Origin of the sequence: Stenotrophomonas sp. ATs4 (genome assembly GCF_051861585.1) — a bacterium.
Classification (GTDB): domain Bacteria; phylum Pseudomonadota; class Gammaproteobacteria; order Xanthomonadales; family Xanthomonadaceae; genus Stenotrophomonas; species Stenotrophomonas maltophilia_AS.
Map to the genome: position 1 here is coordinate 365049 of NZ_JBLYPK010000004.1, position 20735 is coordinate 385783.

Sequence of the window (20735 nt, forward strand, 5' to 3'; positions counted from 1 at the left end):
CACGGGTAGGTGCCAACCCTCGCTCTGGTAGGTGCCAACCTTGGTTGGCACAGGGCGTCCGGGGTCATGGACGCGGGCTGGCAGAGCGCCGACCAAGGTCGGCGACTACCGGATCCATGGGGTCCCCCACCTGTCACATTGCCGCCGCATACTGACGCCCATCACATACCGCTTGGGGAAGTCGCAGTGAAGTCGTGGGGTTGTGCGTTGCTGTTGTCGCTGGCCGTGGCACCATCGGTGGCCATGAGTGCTGAATCCTCCACCCCGGCCGCGCACAAGGTGTCGGTCTATGGCCATCGCGGGGCAAGCGCGTTGCTGCCCGAGCACACCCTGGCAGCCTATGCGCAGGCCATCGCCGATGGCGCCGACTACATCGAACCGGACCTGGTGATGACCAAGGACGGGGTGATGGTGGCCCGCCACGAGAACGAGATCGGTGGTACCACCGACGTCGCCTCGCATCCGGAGTTCGCCAGTCGCCGCACCAGCAAAGTCATCGACGGGCAGAAGGTCGAAGGCTGGTTCACCGAAGACTTCACCCTGGCCGAGCTGAAGACCCTGTACGCGCGCGAGCGCCTGCCGGAGCTGCGCAGCACCGCCTACGATGGCCAGTTCCGCATCGCCAGCCTGGACGAGATCCTCGCCTTCCTGGTCCAGCAGGCCGGCCGCGCCAACCGTGGCATCGGCCTGGTGCCGGAAATCAAGCACCCGACCTACTTCCAGTCGATCGGCCTGCCGATGGAAGACTCGCTGCTGTCTGCGCTGCGCGGCAACGCCTATACCAACGTCGGCCCGGTCACCATCCAGTCGTTCGAGACCGCCAACCTGCGCTACCTGCGCGGCAAGATCCCGCGCGGTAGCAACTTCCGCCTGCTGCAGCTGCTGTGGAAGGGCGACACCCAGCCGGCCGACATCGCCAAGGCCGGCGGAAAGCTGACCTACGCGCAGATGATGACCCCGGCCGGACTGAAGGACATCGCCGTCTACGCCGACAGCATCGGCCCGGAGCTGCGTTCGATCATCCCGCTGGATGCCAACGGCGCATTGGGGTCACCAACCACGCTGGTGCAGGACGCACACGCAGTGGGCCTGATGGTGATTCCGTACACCTTCCGACCGGAAAACCACTTCCAGGCCAGTAATCTGCGCAAGGGCGCCGACAACGCGCGCAACCCGGAAGGTTCGATCGCCGAGATGCGTGCCTACCTGGCCACAGGCATCGATGCCTTCTTCACCGATGACCCGGCGCTGGGCCGGCAGGCGGTGGATGGCATGGGCGCGGCGGGGAACTGAAGCCCCAACGCGACGCCGGGCATGGCCCGGCGCTACCCGGGGTGCCGGTGTGCTCTGGTAGGTGCCAACCTTGGTTGGCACACAACAACCACGCCGACCAAGGTCGGCCACTACCGGGTCATGAGGTTGCCGGCCAGCGGCCGGCACTACCGTCACCTCAACCGCGCGGCTCGTCCGGGCGGCGGAACGGGATCACCACGTAATCCTGGCCCTCGCGCGGCTGCCACAGCACCGGCACGCGCTGCGGCGACGGCGGCTCCAGCTCGTCGTCGGCCAGCGGTTCGACCTGCTCTTCTTCGTCTTCCCAGCTGTAGCGCTGGCGCGGCGGCAACGGGTCGGCGTTGCGGAACAACAGCGCGGCGATGATGCCGGCGAAGGCACCGCCCATGTGCGACTGCCAGGAGACGCCGTCGGCATGCGGCAGGATGGTCATGAGCATGCCGCCGTAGAACAGCATGCCGATCAGGCCGGTGGCGATCGCCGCGCGGTCGCGGCGCAGCAGGCCCAGGCTGGCCAGCAGGAACATCAGGCCGTGGGTCACGCCGCTGGCGCCCAGATGCACGCTGCCCGGATTGCCGAGCATCCACGCGCCGATGCCCGAGCCCAGCCACAACAGCGGCAGCGCGCGCAGGGTGGCTTTCGGATAGACGCTGCCAGCCAGGGTACCGAGGATCAGGATGGCGATGCTGTTGGCGGCGATGTGCTCGACCGAGGCATGCAGCAGCGGGCCGCCGATCAGGCCAAGCAGGCCCTTGGCTTCCAGTGGCGCAACCGCCCATGGCCGCCAGTCAAACGTGCCCTGCAGCGCGAACACGGCGATCAGTACCAGCACCGCGGCCAGGCTGACATTGAATGCCCGCAGGATACGCATGCGGTCATTGCGGGGGGCTGGCGCGTCGCCAGCGGGCAGGGGCGCGTTGCTGTTCATACCTCAGCAATGGCGGTGACTGGCGCGAAACCAAGGCCACCGCCGCGGGAGAGTGGGGGCGGCCGGCGGGACAATCCCGCCGGCCGGCCGTGATCAGGCGTGGCCGGAGCCTTCCTTCGGCGGGTACTTCAGGCTCAGCACGACGGTGGCGGCGATGATCACCGCCACCACGCCCAGCGATACCGGGGTCGGGATCTTGAACAGGTCGATGATCATCATCTTGATGCCGATGAAGCCCAGCACCAGCGCCAGGCCATACGGCAGCAGGTGGAAGCGGTCGGCCATGCCGGCCAGCAGGAAGAACATCGCACGCAGGCCCAGCACCGCGAACACGTTGGAGGTCAGCACGATGAACGGGTCGGTGGTGATGGCGAAGATCGCCGGGATGCTGTCCACCGCGAAGATCACGTCGGTGACCGCGATCAGGATCAGCACCGCGAACAGCGGGGTGAACCAGCGCACGCCATCACGCTTCACGCTCATCGCATTGCCGGCATAGTCCGGCAGCAGGCGCAGGTGCTTGCGCATCCAGCGCAGGGCCGGGTTGGCTTCCAGGTCGGGCTCCTGACCGGCGGCGAACCACATCTTCCAGCCGGTGAAGAGCAGGAAGGCGCCGAACACGTAGAGCAGCCAATGGAACTGGGTGATCAGCACGCTACCGGCGAAGATCATGATCGTACGCAGCACGATCGCGCCCAGGATGCCGATGATCAGTACCTTCTGGCGCTGCTCTTCCGGCACCGCGAAGTAGCTCATGATCATCAGGAAGACAAAGATGTTGTCGACCGCCAGCGCCTTCTCGACCAGGTAGCCGGTCAGGAACTCGAGGCCCACCTTGTTGGCCACCACCTGGCCGGCAGTCTCGTTGAGGTAGTACCAGAGGCCGGCGTTGAACAGCAGGGCCAGCGCGACCCAGCCGATGGACCACCACAGGGCCTCCTTGAAGGTGACCTTGTGCGGTCCACCATGGCGCATCAATACGAGGTCGACCAGCAGGGCGATGACCACCACTGCTCCGAAGCCGCCCCACAACCACACGTTACCGATCGTCTGCATTGGGAATATCCGTTGGAAAGATGAATGCCAGGCCGGACGGCGAGGATCTGCAACGGAGGATCGGGAGGGGGATCCAGGGACAGAGCTTCGCCAGTACGGCGAAGGTCTCGCTCGCAACCCCACGCGGGTGGGATTGCCGTTGCACCGGAGCCTGCGGGCTCGAATTGACGGCGACAACGTCTGGGAGCTACTCCCCTTCTGGCGCTGATTCTGCGGCCTGGCCGGGCCGCCGTCAAATGCCGGGCTGCCGGGGGCCAGCTCTGGTAGGTGCCAACCTTGGTTGGCACACCGGCCCGGGGTCAGAGCCCCTGTGGGGATCCGACCCCGGTGCCCGGTTTACAATAGGTGGATGAATACCCCCCTTCCGATTGTCCGCCTCAAGAATGCGTGGCGCTCCAGCCACCCGTGGATCTTCCAGAAACTGGTCGAGAAGCCGACCGTCCGGCCCAAGCCCGGTTCCATCGTCGACGTGGTCGGCATCGATGGCGAGTTCATTGGCCGCGGGTTCTACAACGGGCACTCGCGCATTGCCGTGCGCATCCTCGAAACCGATCAGAACGTGCCGGTGGATGCCGGCTGGTTCTCGCGCAAGATTGCCCAGGCGGTGTCGCTGCGCCGTGAGGTGTTGAAGCTTGATGCGGTGTCCGACGCCTGGCGCGTGGTGCACAGCGAGGGCGATGGCCTGTCCGGCCTGGTGGTGGACCGCTACAACGACCTGGTGGTGGTCGAGTTCTTCGCCGCCGGCATGTTCCGCCATCGCGAATGGATCTACGAAGCCTTGCGCGAACAGTTCCCGGGTTGCCGCTTCCACAGCTTCGCCGACGAACACGTGCAGAAGCAGGAGAGCTTCGACTTCCATGGCAACACCACCACCGAAGCGTCGGTGATCACCGAGTACGGCATCAAGTTCCGCGCCGATCCGGCCGGTGCGCACAAGACCGGCTTCTTCGCCGACCAGCGCGAGAACCGCGAGTGGCTGAGCCAGCAGGTGGAAGGCAAGAGCGTGCTGGATCTGTGCTGCAACACCGGCGGCTTCGCCGTGTACGCAGCGGCGCGTGGTGCGTCGGAAGTGGTCGGCATCGACATCGATGAAGACGTCATCCAGATCGCCAAGGGCAATTCGCGCCTGAACAACGTGCGCCCGAAGTTCGTCCAGTCGGACATCTTCCCGTGGCTGCGCGATGCCGCCAACCGCGGCGAGCAGTACGACGTGGTGATCCTGGACCCGGCGAAGATGACCCGCGACCGCGACCAGGTCATCACCGCGCTGAAGAAGTACCTGGACATGAACAAGCTGGCGCTGGGCGTGGTCAAGCCCGGTGGCCTGTTCGCCACGTTCTCGTGCACCGGCCTGGTGGCCGAGGACCAGTTCCTCGACATGCTGCGCCGCGCGGCCTATTTCTCCGGCCGCACCATCCAGATCCTGAAGGTGGCCGGCGCCGGTCCGGACCATCCGTTCATGGCCCACGTGCAGGAATCGCGTTACCTGAAGGCTGTCTTCTGCCGCGTGGTGGACTGAGCCGTCTGTTGCTGTAGAGCCGAGACCTCGCTCGGCTGATCGGCCTGCAGATCCGCCGGGCGCGGCCCGGCGCTACCCAATGCGCGGCCGCAGCGCTATGGTCGGGCTCTTCCCATTGCCGGTGAGAGCCCATGCCATCGTTGCGTCGCCTGTCCGTCGTGCTTGCCCTGGCGCTGTGCGCGCCGCTGTCGGCTCATGCCATCGAGTTCAGTGCACAGGAGCTGGCCCGCGCCAAAGCCCTGCAGCAGCGCCTGGTCACCCTCGACAGCCATCTGGATACGCCGGCCAACTTCGGCCGAACGGGCTTCGATATCGAGCAGCGCCACGACCGCAACGCGCTTTCGCAGGTCGATTACCCGCGCATGGTCGAAGGCGCGTTGGACGGCGGCTTCTGGGCGGTCTACACCGATCAGGGCGACCGCAGCCCCGCCGCGCATCTGGCCGAGCGTGACCACGGCCTGCAGCGGTTGCTGCAGATCCGCGAGATGCTGGCGGCCAACCCCGAGCGTTTCGCGTTGGCGCTGACCGCCGATGACGCGGCACGGATCAAGGCCGCCGGCAAGCGCGTGGTCTACATCAGCATGGAAAACGCCAGCCCGCTGGTGGAAGACCCCAGCCTGCTCTCGTTCTACCACCGTGCCGGCCTGCGCCTGCTCAGTACCGTGCACTTCGCCAACAACGAGTTCGCCGATTCGGCTACCGACCCCAAGGGTGCGGAGTGGAAAGGCCTGAGCCCGGCCGGCAAGGACCTGGTGCGGCAGGCAGTGAAGCTGGGCATCGTGATCGACCAGTCACATGCCTCGGACGCGGTGTTCGATGACCTGCTGGCGATGATGCCGGTGCCGTTCGTGCTGTCGCACAGCTCGGCCAAGGCGGTCTACGACCACCCGCGCAATCTGGATGACGCGCGCCTGCGCAAACTGGCCAAGGCCGGCGGCGTGATCCAGGTGAACGCCTATGGCGGCTACCTGATCGACACGGCGAAGACGCCTGAGCGCAAGCAGGCCGAAGAAGCGTTGAGCAAGCAGCTCGGTGGCTGGGAAGGAATGAACATCGAACAGGGCGTGCAGCTGCTGAAGGCCGAGCAGGCGCTGGACCACGAGCACCCGGTGCGCCATGCCAGCCTGGACGACTTCTTCGCCCACTTCGAACACATCCTCAAGGTGGTCGGACCCGAGCACGTGGGCATTGGCCTGGACTGGGATGGCGGCGGTGGCCTGAGCGACCTGCCCGATGTCAGCCAGCTGCCGAAGATCACCGCGTGGCTGCTGCGCAAGGGCTATACCGAGAAGCAGATTGCCGGCATCTGGGGCGGCAACCTGCTGCGGGTGATGCGCCAGGCGCAGGACTACGCGGCAAAGCAGGGCGGTTGACCGCCCTGCGGTAGTGCCGGCCGCTGGCCGGCATTGCCGTATCAACAGGATGCGAGTTGCCGGCCAGCGGCCGGCACTACCGGTGATCCGTTTATTTCGCGATCAACGCATGGCGGCGGCTGTACAGGAAGTACAGCACCAGGCCGGCCACATTCCACAGCAGGAAATACAGCTGGGTGCGGTGTGGCAGGCTGATGAACAGGTAGATGCAGCCCAGCGCGGCCAGCGGCCCGACCACGAACGCCAACGGCGTGCGGAAGCTGCGCTCGCGGTTCGGTTCGCGCAGGCGCAGCACCACCAGGCACACGCCTACCGCGGTGAACGCCGCCAGGGTTCCGGCATTGGCCAGCGCAGCGATCTCGTCCAGGCGCGCCACGCCGGCCAGCGCCGATACCACCAGCGCGGTGAACAGTGTGGTTGCCACCGGCGTGCCGGTACGTGCGTTGACCTTGGACAGGCCACGCGGCAGCAGGCCATCGCGGCTCATCACGAAGAAGATGCGGCTCTGGCCGTACAGGAAGGCCAGCAGCACCGTCGGCAGGGCGATGATTGCGATCACACCGATCACCATCGCTGCGGTCGGGTGGCCCAGCTCGCGCATGATCAGCGCCAGCGGTTCGGCGCTGTTACCGAACACCGCGTAGCTCATCGCACCCACGGCCGCCAGCGCCACCAGCACGTAGACAATGGTGCAGCCGATCATCGAACCGATGATGCCGATCGACAGGTCACGGCTGGGGTTCTTGGTTTCCTCGGCCGCGGTGGAGATCGCATCGAAGCCGTAGAAGGCGAAGAAGATGATCGCCGCAGCTGCCATCACGCCGTGCTCAACGCCGTCAGGGCCGATCGATTTGGCGAAGCCGTATGGCATGAACGGCTGCAGGTTGGCACTGTCGAACGCGGGCAGGGCCACGGCCACGAAGATGGCCAGCGCGATCAGCTTGAACACCACCAGGATCGCGTTGAGGGTGGCGCTTTCCTTGGTGCCGGCCATCAGCATGCCGGCCACCAGCCAGGTGATGATGATTGCAGGCAGGTTGATCATCCCGCCTTCCACGTGCGGGCCGGCCGCCAGCCAGGCCGGCAGATGCACGTTCCAGCCGAACTGGGTATGCACCCATTCGAGGAAGCCGACGAAGTAGCCGGACCAGCCCACCGCCACCGTACTCACCACCAGCGAATACTCCAGGATCAGGCTCCAGCCCACCACCCACGCGAACACCTCGCCCAGCGCGCTGTAGCTGTAGGTGTAGGCACTGCCGGCGGCCGGCATCATCGTCGACAGCTCGGCGTAAGACAGCGCCGCGCAGGCGCACACCGCACCGGCGATGGCGAAGGAGATCAGCACGGCCGGGCCGGCCAGGTTGGCACCGACGCCGATCAGCGTGTAGATGCCGGTACCGACGATGGCACCGATGCCCAGCGCGATCAGGTGCGGCCAGCTGAGCGTCGGGATCAGGCGCCTGCCGGCTTCGTGGACGGTGACGGAATCTAGGGACTTGCGCCGGAACAGGGACATGCAGGCCTCGGAAGGGGTGACTGAGAACGACAAGTTCCCGAGTGTGACCGAACGCAGCGCAGCATTGCCACTGACGGGGGTCATGCATGGCGGGGCGCGCGCTGCGCCCCGACCAGACCGCCGGAATCGGCACAATCCGGCGGCAGTCACCGGTGTGGGTTCGTCCGGGCCGCTTCTACGACTGGATGTTGGCCATGCCACTGACCGAATAGCGCTCGCCGGCCGCGGCATGCAGCGGGAAGGCCGCATCCAGTGCGTCCCGCGTGGCCGCATCCAGTTCCACCTGCAGCGCACCGAGGTTCTCGTCCAGCCGTGCCCGCCGCGTCGTGCCCGGAATCGGCACGATGTGCTCGCCGCGCGACAGCACCCAGGCCAGCGCCAGCTGCGAGGCGGCGATGCCGCGCTCGGCGGCCAGCGCCTGCACGGTGTCCACCAGTGCCAGGTTGCGCTGGAAGTTTTCGCCTTCGAAGCGGGGCGAGGTACGCCGGTAGTCGTCGGCGTCGAAGTCATCCGGGCTGCGGATGGCGCCGGTCAGGAAGCCACGGCCCAGCGGTGAATACGGCACGAAGCCGATGCCCAGTTCCGCTGTGGTGGCCAGCACTCCGTTCTGCTCCGGCTCGCGCGACCACAGCGAGTACTCGCTCTGCACCGCAGTGATCGGGTGCACCGCATGTGCGCGGCGCAGGGTGGCCGCCGAGGCCTCGGACAGGCCCAGCCAGCGCACCTTGCCCTGTTCCACCAGGCGCGCCATCGCACCTACGGTGTCCTCGATCGGCACGGTCGGGTCGACGCGGTGCTGGTAGTAGAGGTCGATGTGGTCCACGCCCAGGTGGCGCAGGCTGGCCTCGCAGGCGGCCTGCACGTAATCCGGGTGGCCGTTGACCTGTCGCCCCTTCGGGTCGGTCGGGTCCAGGCCGATGCCGAACTTGCTGGCCAGGAACACCTGGTTGCGGCGGCCGGCAATCGCGCGGCCGACCAGCACCTCATTGGTGTGCGGGCCATACACATCGGCGGTATCGAGCAGGGTCACGCCACGGTCCAGTGCGTGCCGGATGACGGCAATGCCGTCATCGTCACTGCCGCGGCCGCCGTAGTAGGCGCTCATGCCCATGCACCCCAGGCCGAGGGCGGACACGGTGGGGCCGGCGGGGCCAAGAGTACGGGTCTTCATGTGGATCTCCTTGGGGGAAGGCGCCATGCCTGGATGGGCAGCGGCGAAGGGCACAGCATCCTCCACGCCATCGTGTGGATAAACTGCGTATCACCGGACTTACCTTGAAGACTGGCTTCACAATGGATGCCTCCGTCCCCCTCACCGCTGTGGTCGCCTTCGTCCACGTGGCCGAGCATGCCAGCTTTACCCGCGCCGCCGATGCCCTGGGCGTGTCGACCTCGGCGCTGTCGCAGAGCGTGCGCGCGCTGGAAGCGCGGATGGGCGTGCGGCTGCTGCAGCGGACCACACGGCGGGTCAGCCTGACCGAACACGGCGCGCGTTTCCTGCAGCGCGTGCGCGGCGGCCTGGACCAGATCGACCAGGCCTTTGCCGAACTGGACAGCGCGCGCTCGGTGCCTGCCGGGCGGCTGCGTGTGACCCTGCCGCGCATCGTCGCCGATCGCATGGTGCTGCCGCGGCTGCCCGATTTCCTTGCGCGCTACCCGCAGGTGCAGGTGGAACTGTGCGTCGACCCGGCGCTGACCGATCTGGTGGCCGAGGGCTTCGACGCCGGCATCCGCCTGGGCGAATCACTCGCACAGGGCATGATCGCGGTGCCGGTCGGGCCACCCGAGCGGCAGGTGGTGGTGGCCACGCCGGCCTATTTCGAACGCCATGGCGTGCCGCAGACCCCGCATGACCTGCAGGGCCACGCCTGCATCGTGCACCGGCTGGCCAATGGCCGGCTGATGCCTTGGGAGTTCAGCCGCGAAGGGCACGACCTCGACGTGGAAGTGAGCGGGCGGCTGGTGTTCAACGATGCCGGCGTCGCCCATCGCGCCGTGCTGGCGGGGCTGGGCATGGCCCAGGGCTTCGCCTCGCTGATGGCCGACGACATCGCCGCTGGGCGACTGCAGAGCGTGCTGCAGGACTGGCAGCCGCCGTTCCCTGGCTTCCACCTGTACTACCCCGCGCGCGAGCAGATGGCACCCAAGCTGCGGGTGTTCATCGACCATCTCCGCGCGGAAATGCATGATTCCCAGCCCTGGTAGTCGCCAACCTTGGTTGGCGGACGTCGCGTCGGTTCAGTCGAGCCCGCTCGACGCGACGGTCAGCGGCGCGACGCCCGGCCAATGGCAGCCGTCTTCCTGCCACGCCTCGCTGTCATCGTGGAAGGTGGTGCGACGGCCATCATGGGTGCGTTCGTAGCTCAGATCCAGCACCAGCGCGCCCTGCGTGCTCAGCAGGTAGCGGCCGTTGAGGCGCCCGTCGATGCGCTCTTCCCAGACGCTGTCGAACTGGTACGGGCGGTCTTCGTCCAGCACCGTCGTTTCCTGCGATACCTGTTGCACCTGCAGGCGGCCGCGCTGCCCGGCGTACTGCACGTCGGCGCTGCCATTGTCCAACCAGCGCCACAGCAGGTGGATGCCGTCTTTGCGGCCCCCGCTGAGGCAGCGATGGTCCTGCGCGCTGGCCGCTGCGGTGTCGGCCAGAAGCCCGATGAACACCAGCACCAGCAGTCGCCGGATCACCCGTTCAGCCCCAACCGGATGCCGAAGCCCACCAGGAACAGACCGGCCACGCGGCGCAGCGCATCGCTGATGCGCGGGTGCTGGATCAACCGGCGACGGGCCAGGTTGCCTACGCCGATCAGCATCGAGCAGTAGGCGATGCTGACCACCAGGATGATGCCGGCCAGTGCCGCGAAGGTGGCGATGCCCTGGTGTGCCTTCGGATCGATGAACAACGGCAGGAAGGCCATGTAGAACAGGATCGCCTTCGGGTTGAGCAGGCTGACCAGGATCGCCTGCTGGAAGTAGCGGCCCGGCTGCATGCGGATCGGGCCGGCGTCACCGCCCTCGTGCTTCGGCGTGCGCAGCAGGCTGATGCCCACCCACACCAGGTAGGCCGCACCCAGGTACTGCACGGCGTGGAACACCAGCGGGTTGGCCTTGAGCAGCGCGGCCACGCCGGCCAACGCCAGCCACATCAGGATCTGGTCGCCGACCAGCAGGCCCGCCAGCGCGGTGTAGCCGCCACGCACGCCGCCACGGCCGGTGGCGGTCAGCAGAGTGAAGGTACCGGGGCCGGGCAGGGCGAGAAACACCAGCACAGCGACCAGAAACGTCCACAGGTCCTGGATGCCCATCCACGGCATGGCGGCGTTCTCTTGTTACGGGGGGCCGCCATTGTCGGTCAGCGCCGGGATTGGCGACAGGGGGCCGGTGGACCCACCAGGCATGCCAGACAGCAGCGGTTGCAGGTGCTGGCGCAGCTGCGCATGCAGTTGCCGTACCGCTGGCGAGAACTGCTTGCGGTGCGGGCATACCAGCTGCAGCGGGATGCTGCTGCCAACACCGTCGAGCAGCAGCTGCAGGCGCCCGGCCAGCACGTCCTCGCGCAGGTCCAGCCAGGACTTGTAGGTGATGCCTTCGCCGGCCACGGCCCAGCGTCGCACTACATCGGCGTCGTCGCAGACCAGCGGACCACGCACCGGAATCACGCTGCGGCGCCCGTCGACCTCGAACGACCAGCGATCATAGGCGCGGCCACTGAGCTGGTAGACCAGACAGTCGTGCTCGCGCAGTTCGTCCAAGCGTGTGGGCGTACCGCGCCGCTGCAGGTAGTCGGGCGAGGCCGCGAGTACGCGCCGATTGCCTTCCAGCAGGGGCAGGGCGACGTAGTTGGCGTCGTCGAAGTGGCCGATGCGGATGGCCACGTCGACCGGGTCGCGGAACACATCAGCCACTTCGTCGGACAGGCGCAGGTGCAGGCGCAGCCGCGGGTGCGCGGCGCGGAACGCGCTCAACCAGGGCAGCAGCAGGTTGCGGCCGAGGTCCGAGGGGGCCGACAGCTGCAGCGTGCCGTGCAGCTCGGTGTCTTCGCCCTGCACGCGCGCCTGGCCCTCGCGCAGGGTGGCCAGCACCTCCTGCGCATACGGCAGGTACAGCGCGCCCTCGCCGGTCAGGCGCAGGCTGCGGGTGGTGCGCACGAACAGGCGCAGGTCCAGCTCGCGCTCCAGCCGCGCCACCGCTGCGGCGACCTGCCCCGGCAGCAGATCGGCCTCGCGGGCCGCCTGCGAGAAGCTGCCCAGCGCGGCAGTGCGGACGAACAGCTGCAGATCGTCGAAGCGGATCATCTTCATTGCCAGAGTGAAAGTGCTGCCCGATTCTGCGCCTTTCTGCGGCAGCGCGCGCGGCGCAACCTGTCGCCTCCTTCCCCACTGGACCGCTGCCATGCGCGCCATTGCCTACACCCAAGCCGGCCTGCCGATCGATGATGCCCAGGCCCTGATCGACATCGAACTGGAGCTGCCGCAGCCCGGCCCGCGTGACCTGCGCGTGGCGGTACGCGCGGTGGCGGTGAACCCGGTCGACACCAAGGTCCGCCGTGGCGCGGCCACCGATGGACCGCGCGTGCTGGGCTGGGATGCGGTTGGCATTGTCGATGCGGTGGGCAGCGAGGTGACCCTGTTCCAGCCCGGCGACGCGGTCTACTACGCCGGCGTCATCGACCGCCCGGGTAGCAATGCCGAGTACCAGCTGGTGGACGAGCGCAGCGTCGGCCGCAAGCCGGCCAGCCTCGATGATGCCGCCGCCGCCGCACTGCCGCTGACCGCGATCACCGCATGGGAGCTGCTGTTCGACCGCCTGCGCATTCCCGAGGGCGGCGGCGAAGGCCAGACTCTGCTGGTGATCGGTGCTGCCGGCGGTGTCGGTTCGATCCTGGTGCAGCTGGCGCGGAAGCTGACCAAGCTGACCGTGATCGGCACCGCCTCGCGTCCGGATACCCAGGACTGGGCGTACGCAATGGGCGCACACCACGTGATCGACCACAGCCTGCCGCTGGCCGAGGGACTGGCGCGGCTGGGCATCAGCGAGGTGCAGCACGTAGCCAGCCTGACCCATTCCGACCAGCACTACGCGCAGATCGTGGAACTGCTGGCGCCGCAGGGCCAGCTGGGGCTGATCGATGATCCCGGCCAGGTGGATGTGATGGCGCTCAAGCGCAAGGCGTTGTCACTGCACTGGGAATCGATGTTTACCCGGCCGCTGTACCGCACCGCCGACATGCAGCGCCAGCACGACCTGTTGAACAGGGTGGCCGAACTGATCGACACCGGCGTGCTGCAGACCACCCTGGGCGAGCACTTCGGGCGCATCGATGCGGCCAACCTGCGGCGCGCACATGCGCTGCTGGAGAGCCATCGCGCCAAGGGCAAGATCGTGCTGGAAGGCTGGTAAGGCAGGTTGTTCCCGCGCCCTTGGGGTCAGATCCCTTTCCCAAAGGGAAAGGGATCTGACCCCTGCTTCAGGCCACGCCGTTGTCGACGTGGTCGGCGAAACCGGGCTGCTGCCGCAGGCGTTCGAACCACGCTGCGAGGTGTGGCAGCGCCGGCTTGCTGCCGGGTGTGCTGCGCCAGCGTTGGGTCGAAAGTCCAAGCACGATGTCGGCGAGGGTGAAGGTGTTGCCCGCCACGTAGCCGTCGGTAGCGGCCAGCTGTGCATCAAGCACACCCATCAGCCGGTTCCACTGCGCCAGGCTGGCGTCTGCACGGGCGTCATCCGCATAGTCCGGATGCTGGCGCACGCGGGCCATGAACACGTGCCGCCAGGCGCTGTTGAGGTCGCTGGCCTGCCAGTCCATCCATTGCTCCACCTGCGCACGCTCATGCAGCGTGGTGGGCAGCAGATCGTCACGCCCTGCGCGCGCAGCCAGGTAGCGGCAGACGCTGTTGGACTCCCACAGCACGAAGTCGCCATCACGCAGCACCGGCACCTGCCGGTTCGGATTCAGCGCGGCCAGCAGGTCCGGCGGTGGGGCCGGCTCGTGGTGCAGGGGCAGGTCCAGACCGGCGCACAGCCACAGCACCTTGCGCACGTTGATGGAGGTGGGCTTTCCGTACAGAGCGAGCATGGTCCTGACGCAGCAGCTGAGACTCGGCCAGCCTACACTTGCCCCATGCAAACCGAATATCTGCTCATTGGCGGCCTCCTATTGGCCGTGCTCATCCTGCAGCTGGTCACCCTGCTGCGCCGCCCGCCGCATGACCGTCTGGAACAGGCGGTACGCGAGGAGGCGCGCTCCGGCCGCAGTGAACTGCGCGAACAGCTCGATGGTTTTGCCCGCGCGCTGACCGATCTGTCCACCCGCACCGACCAGCGCCTGGACCTGTTGCGTGAAGCGCTGGGCGAAGATGCCCGCAAGGCGCGCGCCGAGGCGGCCGAGAGCCAGCAGCGCGGTGCCGCGCTGATGGGGCAGCGGCTACAGGAACTGCGTGGCCAGCTGGAGACCTTCGGCCAGCAGCAGGAAGCCCGCATCCATGCCTTTGGCCAGCAGCTGCAGGAACTCACCGGGCGTACCGATACCCAGCTCGGCGCGCTGCGCCAGACCCTGGTGGACGATGCACGCAAGGGTCGCGAGGAAGGCGCGCAATCGCAGCAGCGCCTGACCGACAACCTGGGCCTGCGCCTGCAGGAACTGACCCAGCGCAACGAGCAGCGCATCGCCGAGATGCGTGCCACGCTGGAAGAACAGCTGCGCGCGCTGCAGAACGACAACGCGCAGAAGCTGGAGCAGATGCGCCACACCGTGGACGAGAAGCTGCAGTCGACGCTGGAAACGCGGCTGGGCAATTCCTTCAAGCTGGTCTCCGAGCGCCTGGAACAGGTGCAGCGTGGTCTGGGCGAAATGCAGCAGCTGGCCACCGGCGTCGGCGACCTCAAGCGCGTGCTGACCAACGTCAAGAACCGCGGCAGCTGGGGCGAAGTGCAGCTGGAGAACATTCTCGAGCAGACGCTCACCCAGGAGCAGTACGCGCGTGCAGTGAAGGTGCGCCCGGACAGCGGCGAGATGGTCGATATCGCGGTACGCCTGCCGGGCCGCAGCAGCGATGACACGCCGGTGTGGCTGCCGATCGACTCCAAGTTCCCGCGGGAGGACTACGAGCGGCTGCTGGACGCGCAGGAACAAGGTGACGCCGAGGGCGTGCGCCTGCAGGGCATCCAGCTTGAACGCGCGATACGGGTCCAGGCCAAGTCGATCTGCGACAAGTACATCGTGCCACCGCACACCACCGACTTCGCGGTGATGTTCCTGCCCACCGAAGGCCTGTATGCCGAAGTGATCCGGCGCCCGGGCCTGGTCGACCTGCTGCAGCGCGAGCACCGCGTGGTGGTGGCCGGACCGACCACGGTCACCGCGTTGCTCAACAGCCTGCAGATGGGCTTCCGCACGCTGGCCATTGAAAAGCGATCCAGCGAAGTGTGGAGCCTGCTGGGAGCGGTGAAGAGCGAGTTCGGCAAGTTCGCCGGCATTCTGGAAAAGGCCGAGAAGCAGATCACCACGGTGGGTCGCAGCATCGGCGAGGCCAGCCGCAAGACCCGCACCATCGAACGCCGCCTGCGTGGCGTGGAATCGTTGGCGTCCGAACAGGCCCAGTCAATGCTGGGCGATCTTGCCGAGGGTGATGCGGCGGGCGAGGACGAAGGCAGCGACGGCGACGGCGACGAAACCTGAGGCACACGGACACGCCGCCTGCATCGTCGATGCGTATGCTGGCGGCCTGTCCACCCAGATCAGGTCTCGTCATGCGCCTGCGCCGCTTCACCAGCCTCGTCCTGACCGCGCTGCTTGCCGCCTGCAGCAGCACGCCCCCGGCCGCCGACACGGCGGCGGCACCTGCCGCAGCCACCAGCGCCGAAGCGGCCGAGGCCTACCAGGAAGCGCGCGACGTCGACTGCCAGGCCGCCGGCGGGACCCTGCAGCGGCTCGGCCGCCTGCAGCGCGAGCAGTGCGTGATTCCCCATGCCGACGCCGGCAAGGCCTGCACCCGCAAGAGCGATTGCAGCGGCCAGTGCCTGGCCACGGGCAAGGTGGCTGCCGGCAGTGCCGCCATCGGTACCTGCCAGCGCGATGCCAGCCAGACCTTCGGCTGCCGCCAGCGCATCGATGACGGCAAGGCGCAGGGCACGATCTGCGTGGACTGATCGTCGTGCCGGCCGCTGGCCGGCAACCGCATGAACCCTTGGGAATGATCGCGCGGTTGCCGGCCAGCGGCCGGCACTACCAACAGCGCGCGCGGCGCTATGCTGGTGGGCCATTCCCCGCTGTAGCCGGAGCCCCCGCGTGAGCACCCCGATCCAGGACATTTCCCTCACCACCATCGACGGCCAGCCGTCCTCGCTTGCCGACTACCAGGGCAAGGTGCTGCTGCTGGTCAACGTCGCCTCCAAGTGCGGCCTGACCCCGCAGTACGAAGGCCTGCAGGCGCTGTATGCGGAAAAGCAGGCACAGGGCCTGGAAGTGCTGGGCTTCCCCGCCAACAACTTCCTCGGCCAGGAGCCGGGCAGCGAGGCGGAAATCCAGCAGTTCTGCCAGCTCACCTATGACGTCAGCTTCCCGATGTTCTCCAAGATCAGCGTGGCCGGTGACGACACCCACCCGCTGTACCAGCAGCTGACCGCTGCCCAGCCGCAGTCGATCGGCGAAGGCCCGCTGCGTGAGCGCCTGGCCAGCAAGGAGATCCCGATCCACGCAGCACCGGCGGTGCTGTGGAACTTCGAGAAGTTCCTGGTCGGCCGCGACGGCAAGGTCATCGCCCGCTTCGCCCCGGATGTGGCCGCCGATGACGCGCGCCTGCGCGAGGCCATCGAGGCCGCGCTGGCGGCCTGAGGAAAGCGTGCCAACCAAGGTTGGCACCTACCGGAAAAGAAAAACCCCGCCGAGGCGGGGTTTTTCATGCGCCGCTGAAAGGACTCAGTGCGTCCACTGCGGCATCGGCATCGCATCGACCGGGATCGGCGAATTGGCATCTTCGTGGCCACGGTCGCGCTTGCTGCGCAGATCGTTCTCGATCTGGTAGTTGCGGCGCTGCATCCACGCATCGCGTACCAGCGAATACTCGTCCACGGCGGTGTCGCGCAGGTCGTCGATCGCCAGCAGCTGCGCGCGGGTATCGACCAGCTGCAGACCCTGCAGGCCGATGCGGAGCTTGTCCTCTTCGATGCGGCGGATCGGCGACAGCGGAATGTCACCGGCCAGGCCGAACACATCGCGCACGGTACGCGGGCCGAAGAACGGCAGCTCCACGTAGCGCGAACGACGCCAGCCCCAGGCACCGAGGGTCTGGCCGAAGTCCTCATTGCGACGCGGCACCATCGCCTTGCTGGCCGGATCGAACAGGCCGCCGATACCCAGCGTGCTGTTCATCAGGAAGCGGCCAAGGCTGTCCCAGGCATCGCCACCGCGGCCCTGCAGCAGCTGGTTGGTGATGGTCACCGGTGCACGGAGGTTGCTGAAGAAGTTGCTGACGCCGGTACGCGCGAAGCGTGGCACCACGTGGGTATAGGCGGTGGCCAACGGACGGGCGACGCCGCGGTCGACCGCATTGTTGAACTTGTGCACCTTGCGGTTGAACGGTTCCCACGGGTCGTAGGCCGCCGCGCTGCCGGTGTTGCCGGCACCACCGTAGAGGGCATCGAAGTCGTCGTCGCCGCCGGGTGCGGTCGCTGCGGCGGCCCTGGCCGCATCGGTGTCGGCGCTGCGAGCCGGTACGGCTGGCGTCGGCGTGGCCGGTGCAGGTGCAGCAACCACGGCTGCTGCCGGCGCGGCGTCGACGGTTCCAGTATCGGTGGTGGGGGCGGAGGGCTCGGCGATGGTGCTGGCCGGGACCACGGTGCCGGCTACCGGTGCATCGCTGCGCGCGGGCTTGCCGGCGCAGGCGGTGAGGGCGGTGGCCAGGACGATCAGGGGGAGAGTGCGTACGACGTTCATGTCAGCTCGCAGCAGAAGTAGCGTTGAAATCCAGGTCGGGCGACAGCCGGTAGGCTGCGCTCAATTCGTTGTAGCCGGCCGGCGCGCCGGAGATTGCCAGCGGATGGCCGCTCGTGCGTGCACGGGCGGCCAGTTCGGCCAGCAGGGCCAGGCCAGCGCTGTCAACGCGCTCGACCTCGCCCAGTTCCAGCCGTGCCAGCTTCGCCGGCAGGGCCTGCAGCTGCGGCCACAGTGCGATCACCGCAGCACGGTCCAGCACCCCACGCAGGCGCAGGGTGTCGCCTTCCAGCAGCGCCAGCGCGTTACTTGCCATTGCCCGCGGGCCCGGCCTGCATGCTGCCGCTGTGCAGTTCGGTGGCCACCTGCTTGATGCCCTTCTGGCGCAGCGGGGTGTCGAACTGGTTGCGGAAGGTCTGCACATAGGAAATGCCTTCGATGTTGACGTCGAAGATCTTCCACTGGCCGTTCACGTTGCGCATCCAGTACTCGACCGGGGTCGGCTCGTTGCCGGCACGGACCAGTTCGGTGCTCACGCGCACGCCGCGGTTGCCCGGCAGCGGGCTTTCACCCTTCAGGCGGAAGCTCGGCTTGCCCTGGATGTTGAGCAGGGTCGAACCGTAGCGCTGCATCAGGCTGTCGGCCATTGCATCGGCAAACAGCTTGATGTCGGCATCGGAGGCGCCGCGGGCGTGCGGGCCCAGCACCAGGCGCGCGGCGTAGTCGCGGTCGAAGGTGCGGGTCAGCTCGCTGTCGATGTAGCTGCGCAGGCTGGCCGGATTGCTGGTGAACTCGCTCTTGCGCTGCTGCAGCGTGGACAGGATGCGGCTGCTGGCATCGATCACCACCTTGCCGGCCTGGCCCTGCGTTGCGGCAGCGGCAGGCGCGGCGGCCTGGGCCTGGGCGAGGAACGGAGTGGCCACCAGCAGCGCCGAGGCGAGCAGGGCCGGGATCAGTTTCATCTTCATGGTTGCGGTTCCGTTGCAGGCGCCTGCGCGCCATCGTTGGGCTTCTGAGCAGCACCGCCACCGGCGCCGCCACTGAACATGTACTTGCCGACCAGCTGGATCAGGTCCACCGCCGGCTGGGTGAAGACGATCTCGTCGCCGGCCTTGAGCACGTCCGGATCACCGCCCGGCTGCAGACCGATATAGCTCTCGCCGAGCAAACCACTGGTGAAGATGCCGGCCGAGGTGTCCGCCGGCAGGTCCTTGACCTTGCTGTCCATGCGCAGGGTCACGATCGATTCGAACTTCACCGGGTCCAGGTCGATCGAAGCGACCTGGCCGACGGTGACGCCGCCGATCTTCACCGGCGCCTGCTTGCGCAGCTGGCCGACCTGGGAGAAGCGTGCCTTCAGGTCATAGCCTTCGCTGCCCCAGCTCCAGCGCTGGTTGGTCGAGGCCACGGCCAGCACCATCAGCGAGGCCAGGGCCAGCAGCAGGAAGGCGCCGACGGAAAATTCGAGTCTGGGACCGCGGATGGCCATGTGGATTACCTGATCGATTCGTTGTGGCCGCGCGCATGCGCACCGCCGGTGGAGGGGTTAGGTGAACAACATTGCCGACAGCACGAAGTTGAACATCAGCACCAGCAGCGAGGCGTTGACCACCGCACGGGTAGTCGCCACCGAGGTACCCTCGATGGTCGGCTCGGCATGGAAACCAACGTAGGCGGCGACCAGCGCGGCAGTGCCGCCGAAGATCGCCGACTTCAGCATCGCCACGCCGAAGTCGTCCCAGAAGTCCACGCTGTTGCGCAGTGCCGACCAGAACACGCCATTGTCCAGGCCCAGTACATGCACCGCTTCGAAGTAGCTGGCACTGATCGCCAGCGAACAGAAGATGCCGGTCAGCAACGGCACGGTCAGCACCGCCGCCCAGAAGCGCGGTGCCACGGCCTTGGCCACCGGATCGATCGCCATCAGCTCCAGCGCCTTGATCTGGTCAGTGGCACGCATCAGGCCCAGTTCGGCGGCAATCGAGCTGCCGGCGCGGCCGATGAACAGCAGCGCGGTCAGCACCGGCGCCAGTTCGCGGTACAGCGACAGGCCGAGCAGGGTCGACAGCGCGTCGGCCGCGCCGAAGGTGGTCAGCGTGCGGTAGCCCTGCAGGGTCAGCACCAGGCCGACGAAGGCACCACCAACGGCGATGATCGGCAGCGAGCGTGCGCCGATCTTGTAGATCTCACGGGTCAGCTCGGCCAGGAAATCACGGGTCGGCAGCGAGCCACGCAGCACGGTCAGCGAGAACAGGCCGGCACGGCCCAACGAGCGGGTGGCTTGCACGAACGGCATCAGGCAACCCTCGCGCGCGGCGCGGCATCGAACGGGATGGGACCATCGGGCTGGCCGTGCAGGAACTGCCGCAGCAGCGGATCCTGGCTGGACTGCAGCGCTTCGGGAGACCCCTGGAACACGACACCGCCATTGGCGATCGCGATCACCTGGTCGCAGATCGGCAGCGTCTCGTGCACGTGGTGGCTGACGATGATGCTGGTCAGGCCCAGGCTGTGATTGAGGCGCTGGATCAGGCTCATGATCACCCCCGAGGCGATCGGGTCCAGCCCGGTCAACGGTTCGTCGTAGATCATCAGCGGCGGGTCCAGCGCCAGCGCGCGGGCCAGCGCCACGCGTCGGGCCATGCCGCCGGACAGCTCGCGCGGCCAGGCATCGGCGGCGGCCAGCAGGCCCACCGAATGCAGCTTCATCTGCACCAGCCGGCGCAGCACCGCCGCCGGCAGGCGGGTATGGGTGCGCAGCGGCAGTGCGACGTTCTCGGCCACGGTCAGGTCGGTCAGCAGGCCATTGCCCTGCAGCAGTACGCCCACACTCCTGCGCATTTCCAGCAGTGCACCGCTGTCATGCGGGATCGGCTTGCCGAACAGGGTGACATCGCCAGCGACCGGGCGCAGTTCGCCGGTCAGCGCCGCCAGCAGGGTCGACTTGCCGCTGCCGGACGGACCGAGCACAGCGGTGATGCTGCCCTTGGGCACCTGCAGCGATACATCGCGCAGGATCGTGCGCCCGCTCCGGTCGATGCGGACGTTGGATAACTGCACCAGACTGGAGGCGGAAGCCGACATGGGCACCATTAACGTTTTTTAGACATCGAAGGATCGGG

The 20735-nt window shown here is 67.4% G+C and carries 22 protein-coding genes; 8 read left to right on the top strand and 14 right to left on the bottom strand.

Going from position 1 to position 20735, the window contains the following annotated elements; genetic code table 11:
- The first annotated feature begins 186 nt into the window (after positions 1–186).
- Complete coding sequence (locus tag ABR323_RS09750) at positions 187–1293, top strand: glycerophosphodiester phosphodiesterase (RefSeq protein WP_439449138.1); 1107 nt, start codon at positions 187–189, stop codon at positions 1291–1293.
- A gap of 157 nt (positions 1294–1450) precedes the next feature.
- Here the strand turns inward: ABR323_RS09750 and ABR323_RS09755 are convergent, their stop codons facing one another.
- Positions 1451–2221, bottom strand: coding sequence for a rhomboid family intramembrane serine protease (locus ABR323_RS09755; RefSeq protein ID WP_135275638.1), 771 nt, complete (start codon positions 2219–2221; stop codon positions 1451–1453).
- Between the two features lie 93 nt (positions 2222–2314).
- Positions 2315–3277 carry a TerC family protein gene (locus ABR323_RS09760; RefSeq protein ID WP_135275637.1) on the bottom strand — a complete coding sequence of 321 codons (963 nt, stop codon included), beginning with the start codon at positions 3275–3277 and terminating at the stop codon, positions 2315–2317.
- A 349-nt stretch (positions 3278–3626) separates the two neighbouring features.
- Here ABR323_RS09760 and ABR323_RS09765 point away from each other — a divergent pair, with 349 nt between their 5' ends.
- Both ABR323_RS09765 and ABR323_RS09770 read left to right on the top strand, forming a co-directional pair.
- The gene (locus ABR323_RS09765) at positions 3627–4796 is read left to right on the top strand and encodes a class I SAM-dependent rRNA methyltransferase (protein WP_135275636.1); all 1170 of its coding nucleotides are present in this window, start codon (positions 3627–3629) and stop codon (positions 4794–4796) included.
- A gap of 131 nt (positions 4797–4927) precedes the next feature.
- Complete coding sequence (locus tag ABR323_RS09770) at positions 4928–6169, top strand: dipeptidase (protein WP_439449139.1); 1242 nt, start codon at positions 4928–4930, stop codon at positions 6167–6169.
- Positions 6170–6260: 91 nt separating this feature from the next.
- Here ABR323_RS09770 and ABR323_RS09775 read toward each other — a convergent pair whose 3' ends face one another.
- Positions 6261–7688 (bottom strand): amino acid permease, encoded by a 1428-nt coding sequence (locus tag ABR323_RS09775; RefSeq protein WP_439449140.1) that lies wholly within the window; start codon positions 7686–7688, stop codon positions 6261–6263.
- Between the two features lie 175 nt (positions 7689–7863).
- Entirely contained in the window at positions 7864–8859 is a 996-nt protein-coding gene (locus ABR323_RS09780; protein ID WP_439449141.1) for an aldo/keto reductase, read from the bottom strand.
- Positions 8860–8981: 122 nt separating this feature from the next.
- Between ABR323_RS09780 and ABR323_RS09785 the strand changes: the two genes are divergently transcribed.
- A complete protein-coding gene (locus tag ABR323_RS09785; protein WP_439449142.1) occupies positions 8982–9893 on the top strand; it encodes a LysR family transcriptional regulator in 912 nt (303 codons plus the stop codon).
- Between the two features lie 33 nt (positions 9894–9926).
- Here the strand turns inward: ABR323_RS09785 and ABR323_RS09790 are convergent, their stop codons facing one another.
- Genes ABR323_RS09790 through ABR323_RS09800 form a run of 3 tightly spaced genes read right to left on the bottom strand, consistent with a single transcriptional unit; the run spans position 9927 to position 11986 of the window.
- Positions 9927–10373: a hypothetical protein gene (locus ABR323_RS09790; protein ID WP_439449143.1), complete on the bottom strand. Its 447-nt coding sequence runs from the start codon at positions 10371–10373 to the stop codon at positions 9927–9929.
- Positions 10370–10999: a leucine efflux protein LeuE gene (gene leuE, locus ABR323_RS09795; RefSeq protein WP_005411716.1), complete on the bottom strand. Its 630-nt coding sequence runs from the start codon at positions 10997–10999 to the stop codon at positions 10370–10372. Before leuE ends, ABR323_RS09790 begins: the two co-directional genes overlap by 4 nt.
- 15 nt (positions 11000–11014) lie before the next feature.
- Positions 11015–11986, bottom strand: a complete 972-nt coding sequence (locus tag ABR323_RS09800) for a LysR substrate-binding domain-containing protein (protein ID WP_439449144.1) — start codon at positions 11984–11986, stop codon at positions 11015–11017.
- A 91-nt stretch (positions 11987–12077) separates the two neighbouring features.
- Between ABR323_RS09800 and ABR323_RS09805 the strand changes: the two genes are divergently transcribed.
- The gene (locus ABR323_RS09805; RefSeq protein ID WP_439449145.1) at positions 12078–13085 is read left to right on the top strand and encodes a zinc-binding alcohol dehydrogenase family protein; all 1008 of its coding nucleotides are present in this window, start codon (positions 12078–12080) and stop codon (positions 13083–13085) included.
- A gap of 67 nt (positions 13086–13152) precedes the next feature.
- Here the strand turns inward: ABR323_RS09805 and ABR323_RS09810 are convergent, their stop codons facing one another.
- Positions 13153–13758, bottom strand: coding sequence for a glutathione S-transferase family protein (locus ABR323_RS09810; protein WP_439449146.1), 606 nt, complete (start codon positions 13756–13758; stop codon positions 13153–13155).
- Positions 13759–13803: 45 nt separating this feature from the next.
- Here ABR323_RS09810 and rmuC point away from each other — a divergent pair, with 45 nt between their 5' ends.
- The 3 genes from rmuC to ABR323_RS09825 all read left to right on the top strand — a co-directional run bounded on the left by rmuC (position 13804) and on the right by ABR323_RS09825 (position 16515).
- Entirely contained in the window at positions 13804–15360 is a 1557-nt protein-coding gene (gene rmuC / locus ABR323_RS09815) for a DNA recombination protein RmuC (RefSeq protein WP_135275626.1), read from the top strand.
- Positions 15361–15431: 71 nt separating this feature from the next.
- Positions 15432–15830: a hypothetical protein gene (locus tag ABR323_RS09820; RefSeq protein ID WP_439449147.1), complete on the top strand. Its 399-nt coding sequence runs from the start codon at positions 15432–15434 to the stop codon at positions 15828–15830.
- 139 nt (positions 15831–15969) lie between these two features.
- On the top strand, positions 15970–16515 hold the full coding sequence (locus tag ABR323_RS09825; protein ID WP_439449148.1) for a glutathione peroxidase: 546 nt from the start codon (positions 15970–15972) through the stop codon (positions 16513–16515).
- An 84-nt stretch (positions 16516–16599) separates the two neighbouring features.
- Here ABR323_RS09825 and ABR323_RS09830 read toward each other — a convergent pair whose 3' ends face one another.
- The 6 genes from ABR323_RS09830 to ABR323_RS09855 are packed head-to-tail and all read right to left on the bottom strand — an operon-like array spanning position 16600 to position 20697.
- On the bottom strand, positions 16600–17616 hold the full coding sequence (locus ABR323_RS09830) for an MlaA family lipoprotein (RefSeq protein WP_439449149.1): 1017 nt from the start codon (positions 17614–17616) through the stop codon (positions 16600–16602).
- Position 17617: 1 nt separating this feature from the next.
- Positions 17618–17929: an STAS domain-containing protein gene (locus ABR323_RS09835; protein ID WP_012512544.1), complete on the bottom strand. Its 312-nt coding sequence runs from the start codon at positions 17927–17929 to the stop codon at positions 17618–17620.
- Positions 17919–18581, bottom strand: a complete 663-nt coding sequence (locus ABR323_RS09840; RefSeq protein WP_439449150.1) for an MlaC/ttg2D family ABC transporter substrate-binding protein — start codon at positions 18579–18581, stop codon at positions 17919–17921. Before ABR323_RS09840 ends, ABR323_RS09835 begins: the two co-directional genes overlap by 11 nt.
- Positions 18578–19102, bottom strand: coding sequence for an outer membrane lipid asymmetry maintenance protein MlaD (mlaD, locus tag ABR323_RS09845; RefSeq protein WP_010487482.1), 525 nt, complete (start codon positions 19100–19102; stop codon positions 18578–18580). The genes ABR323_RS09840 and mlaD overlap by 4 nt, the downstream gene beginning before the upstream one ends.
- Positions 19103–19159: 57 nt before the next feature.
- Positions 19160–19909 carry an MlaE family lipid ABC transporter permease subunit gene (locus ABR323_RS09850; protein ID WP_005414955.1) on the bottom strand — a complete coding sequence of 250 codons (750 nt, stop codon included), beginning with the start codon at positions 19907–19909 and terminating at the stop codon, positions 19160–19162.
- On the bottom strand, positions 19909–20697 hold the full coding sequence (locus ABR323_RS09855; RefSeq protein WP_439449151.1) for an ABC transporter ATP-binding protein: 789 nt from the start codon (positions 20695–20697) through the stop codon (positions 19909–19911). Before ABR323_RS09855 ends, ABR323_RS09850 begins: the two co-directional genes overlap by 1 nt.
- Positions 20698–20735 lie beyond the last annotated feature (38 nt).

Coding starts and splice junctions, on each gene's coding strand:
- ABR323_RS09760 (WP_135275637.1), bottom strand. CDS start 3,277: ATGCAGACGATCGGTAACGTGTGGTTGTGGGGCGGCTTCGGAGCAGTG.
- ABR323_RS09835 (WP_012512544.1), bottom strand. CDS start 17,929: ATGGCAAGTAACGCGCTGGCGCTGCTGGAAGGCGACACCCTGCGCCTG.
- ABR323_RS09830 (WP_439449149.1), bottom strand. CDS start 17,616: ATGAACGTCGTACGCACTCTCCCCCTGATCGTCCTGGCCACCGCCCTC.
- ABR323_RS09765 (WP_135275636.1), top strand. CDS start 3,627: ATGAATACCCCCCTTCCGATTGTCCGCCTCAAGAATGCGTGGCGCTCC.
- ABR323_RS09800 (WP_439449144.1), bottom strand. CDS start 11,986: ATGAAGATGATCCGCTTCGACGATCTGCAGCTGTTCGTCCGCACTGCC.
- leuE (WP_005411716.1), bottom strand. CDS start 10,999: ATGCCGTGGATGGGCATCCAGGACCTGTGGACGTTTCTGGTCGCTGTG.
- ABR323_RS09755 (WP_135275638.1), bottom strand. CDS start 2,221: ATGAACAGCAACGCGCCCCTGCCCGCTGGCGACGCGCCAGCCCCCCGC.
- ABR323_RS09810 (WP_439449146.1), bottom strand. CDS start 13,758: ATGCTCGCTCTGTACGGAAAGCCCACCTCCATCAACGTGCGCAAGGTG.
- rmuC (WP_135275626.1), top strand. CDS start 13,804: ATGCAAACCGAATATCTGCTCATTGGCGGCCTCCTATTGGCCGTGCTC.
- ABR323_RS09785 (WP_439449142.1), top strand. CDS start 8,982: ATGGATGCCTCCGTCCCCCTCACCGCTGTGGTCGCCTTCGTCCACGTG.
- ABR323_RS09820 (WP_439449147.1), top strand. CDS start 15,432: ATGCGCCTGCGCCGCTTCACCAGCCTCGTCCTGACCGCGCTGCTTGCC.
- mlaD (WP_010487482.1), bottom strand. CDS start 19,102: ATGGCCATCCGCGGTCCCAGACTCGAATTTTCCGTCGGCGCCTTCCTG.
- ABR323_RS09770 (WP_439449139.1), top strand. CDS start 4,928: ATGCCATCGTTGCGTCGCCTGTCCGTCGTGCTTGCCCTGGCGCTGTGC.
- ABR323_RS09850 (WP_005414955.1), bottom strand. CDS start 19,909: ATGCCGTTCGTGCAAGCCACCCGCTCGTTGGGCCGTGCCGGCCTGTTC.
- ABR323_RS09775 (WP_439449140.1), bottom strand. CDS start 7,688: ATGTCCCTGTTCCGGCGCAAGTCCCTAGATTCCGTCACCGTCCACGAA.
- ABR323_RS09780 (WP_439449141.1), bottom strand. CDS start 8,859: ATGAAGACCCGTACTCTTGGCCCCGCCGGCCCCACCGTGTCCGCCCTC.
- ABR323_RS09855 (WP_439449151.1), bottom strand. CDS start 20,697: ATGTCGGCTTCCGCCTCCAGTCTGGTGCAGTTATCCAACGTCCGCATC.
- ABR323_RS09840 (WP_439449150.1), bottom strand. CDS start 18,581: ATGAAGATGAAACTGATCCCGGCCCTGCTCGCCTCGGCGCTGCTGGTG.
- ABR323_RS09805 (WP_439449145.1), top strand. CDS start 12,078: ATGCGCGCCATTGCCTACACCCAAGCCGGCCTGCCGATCGATGATGCC.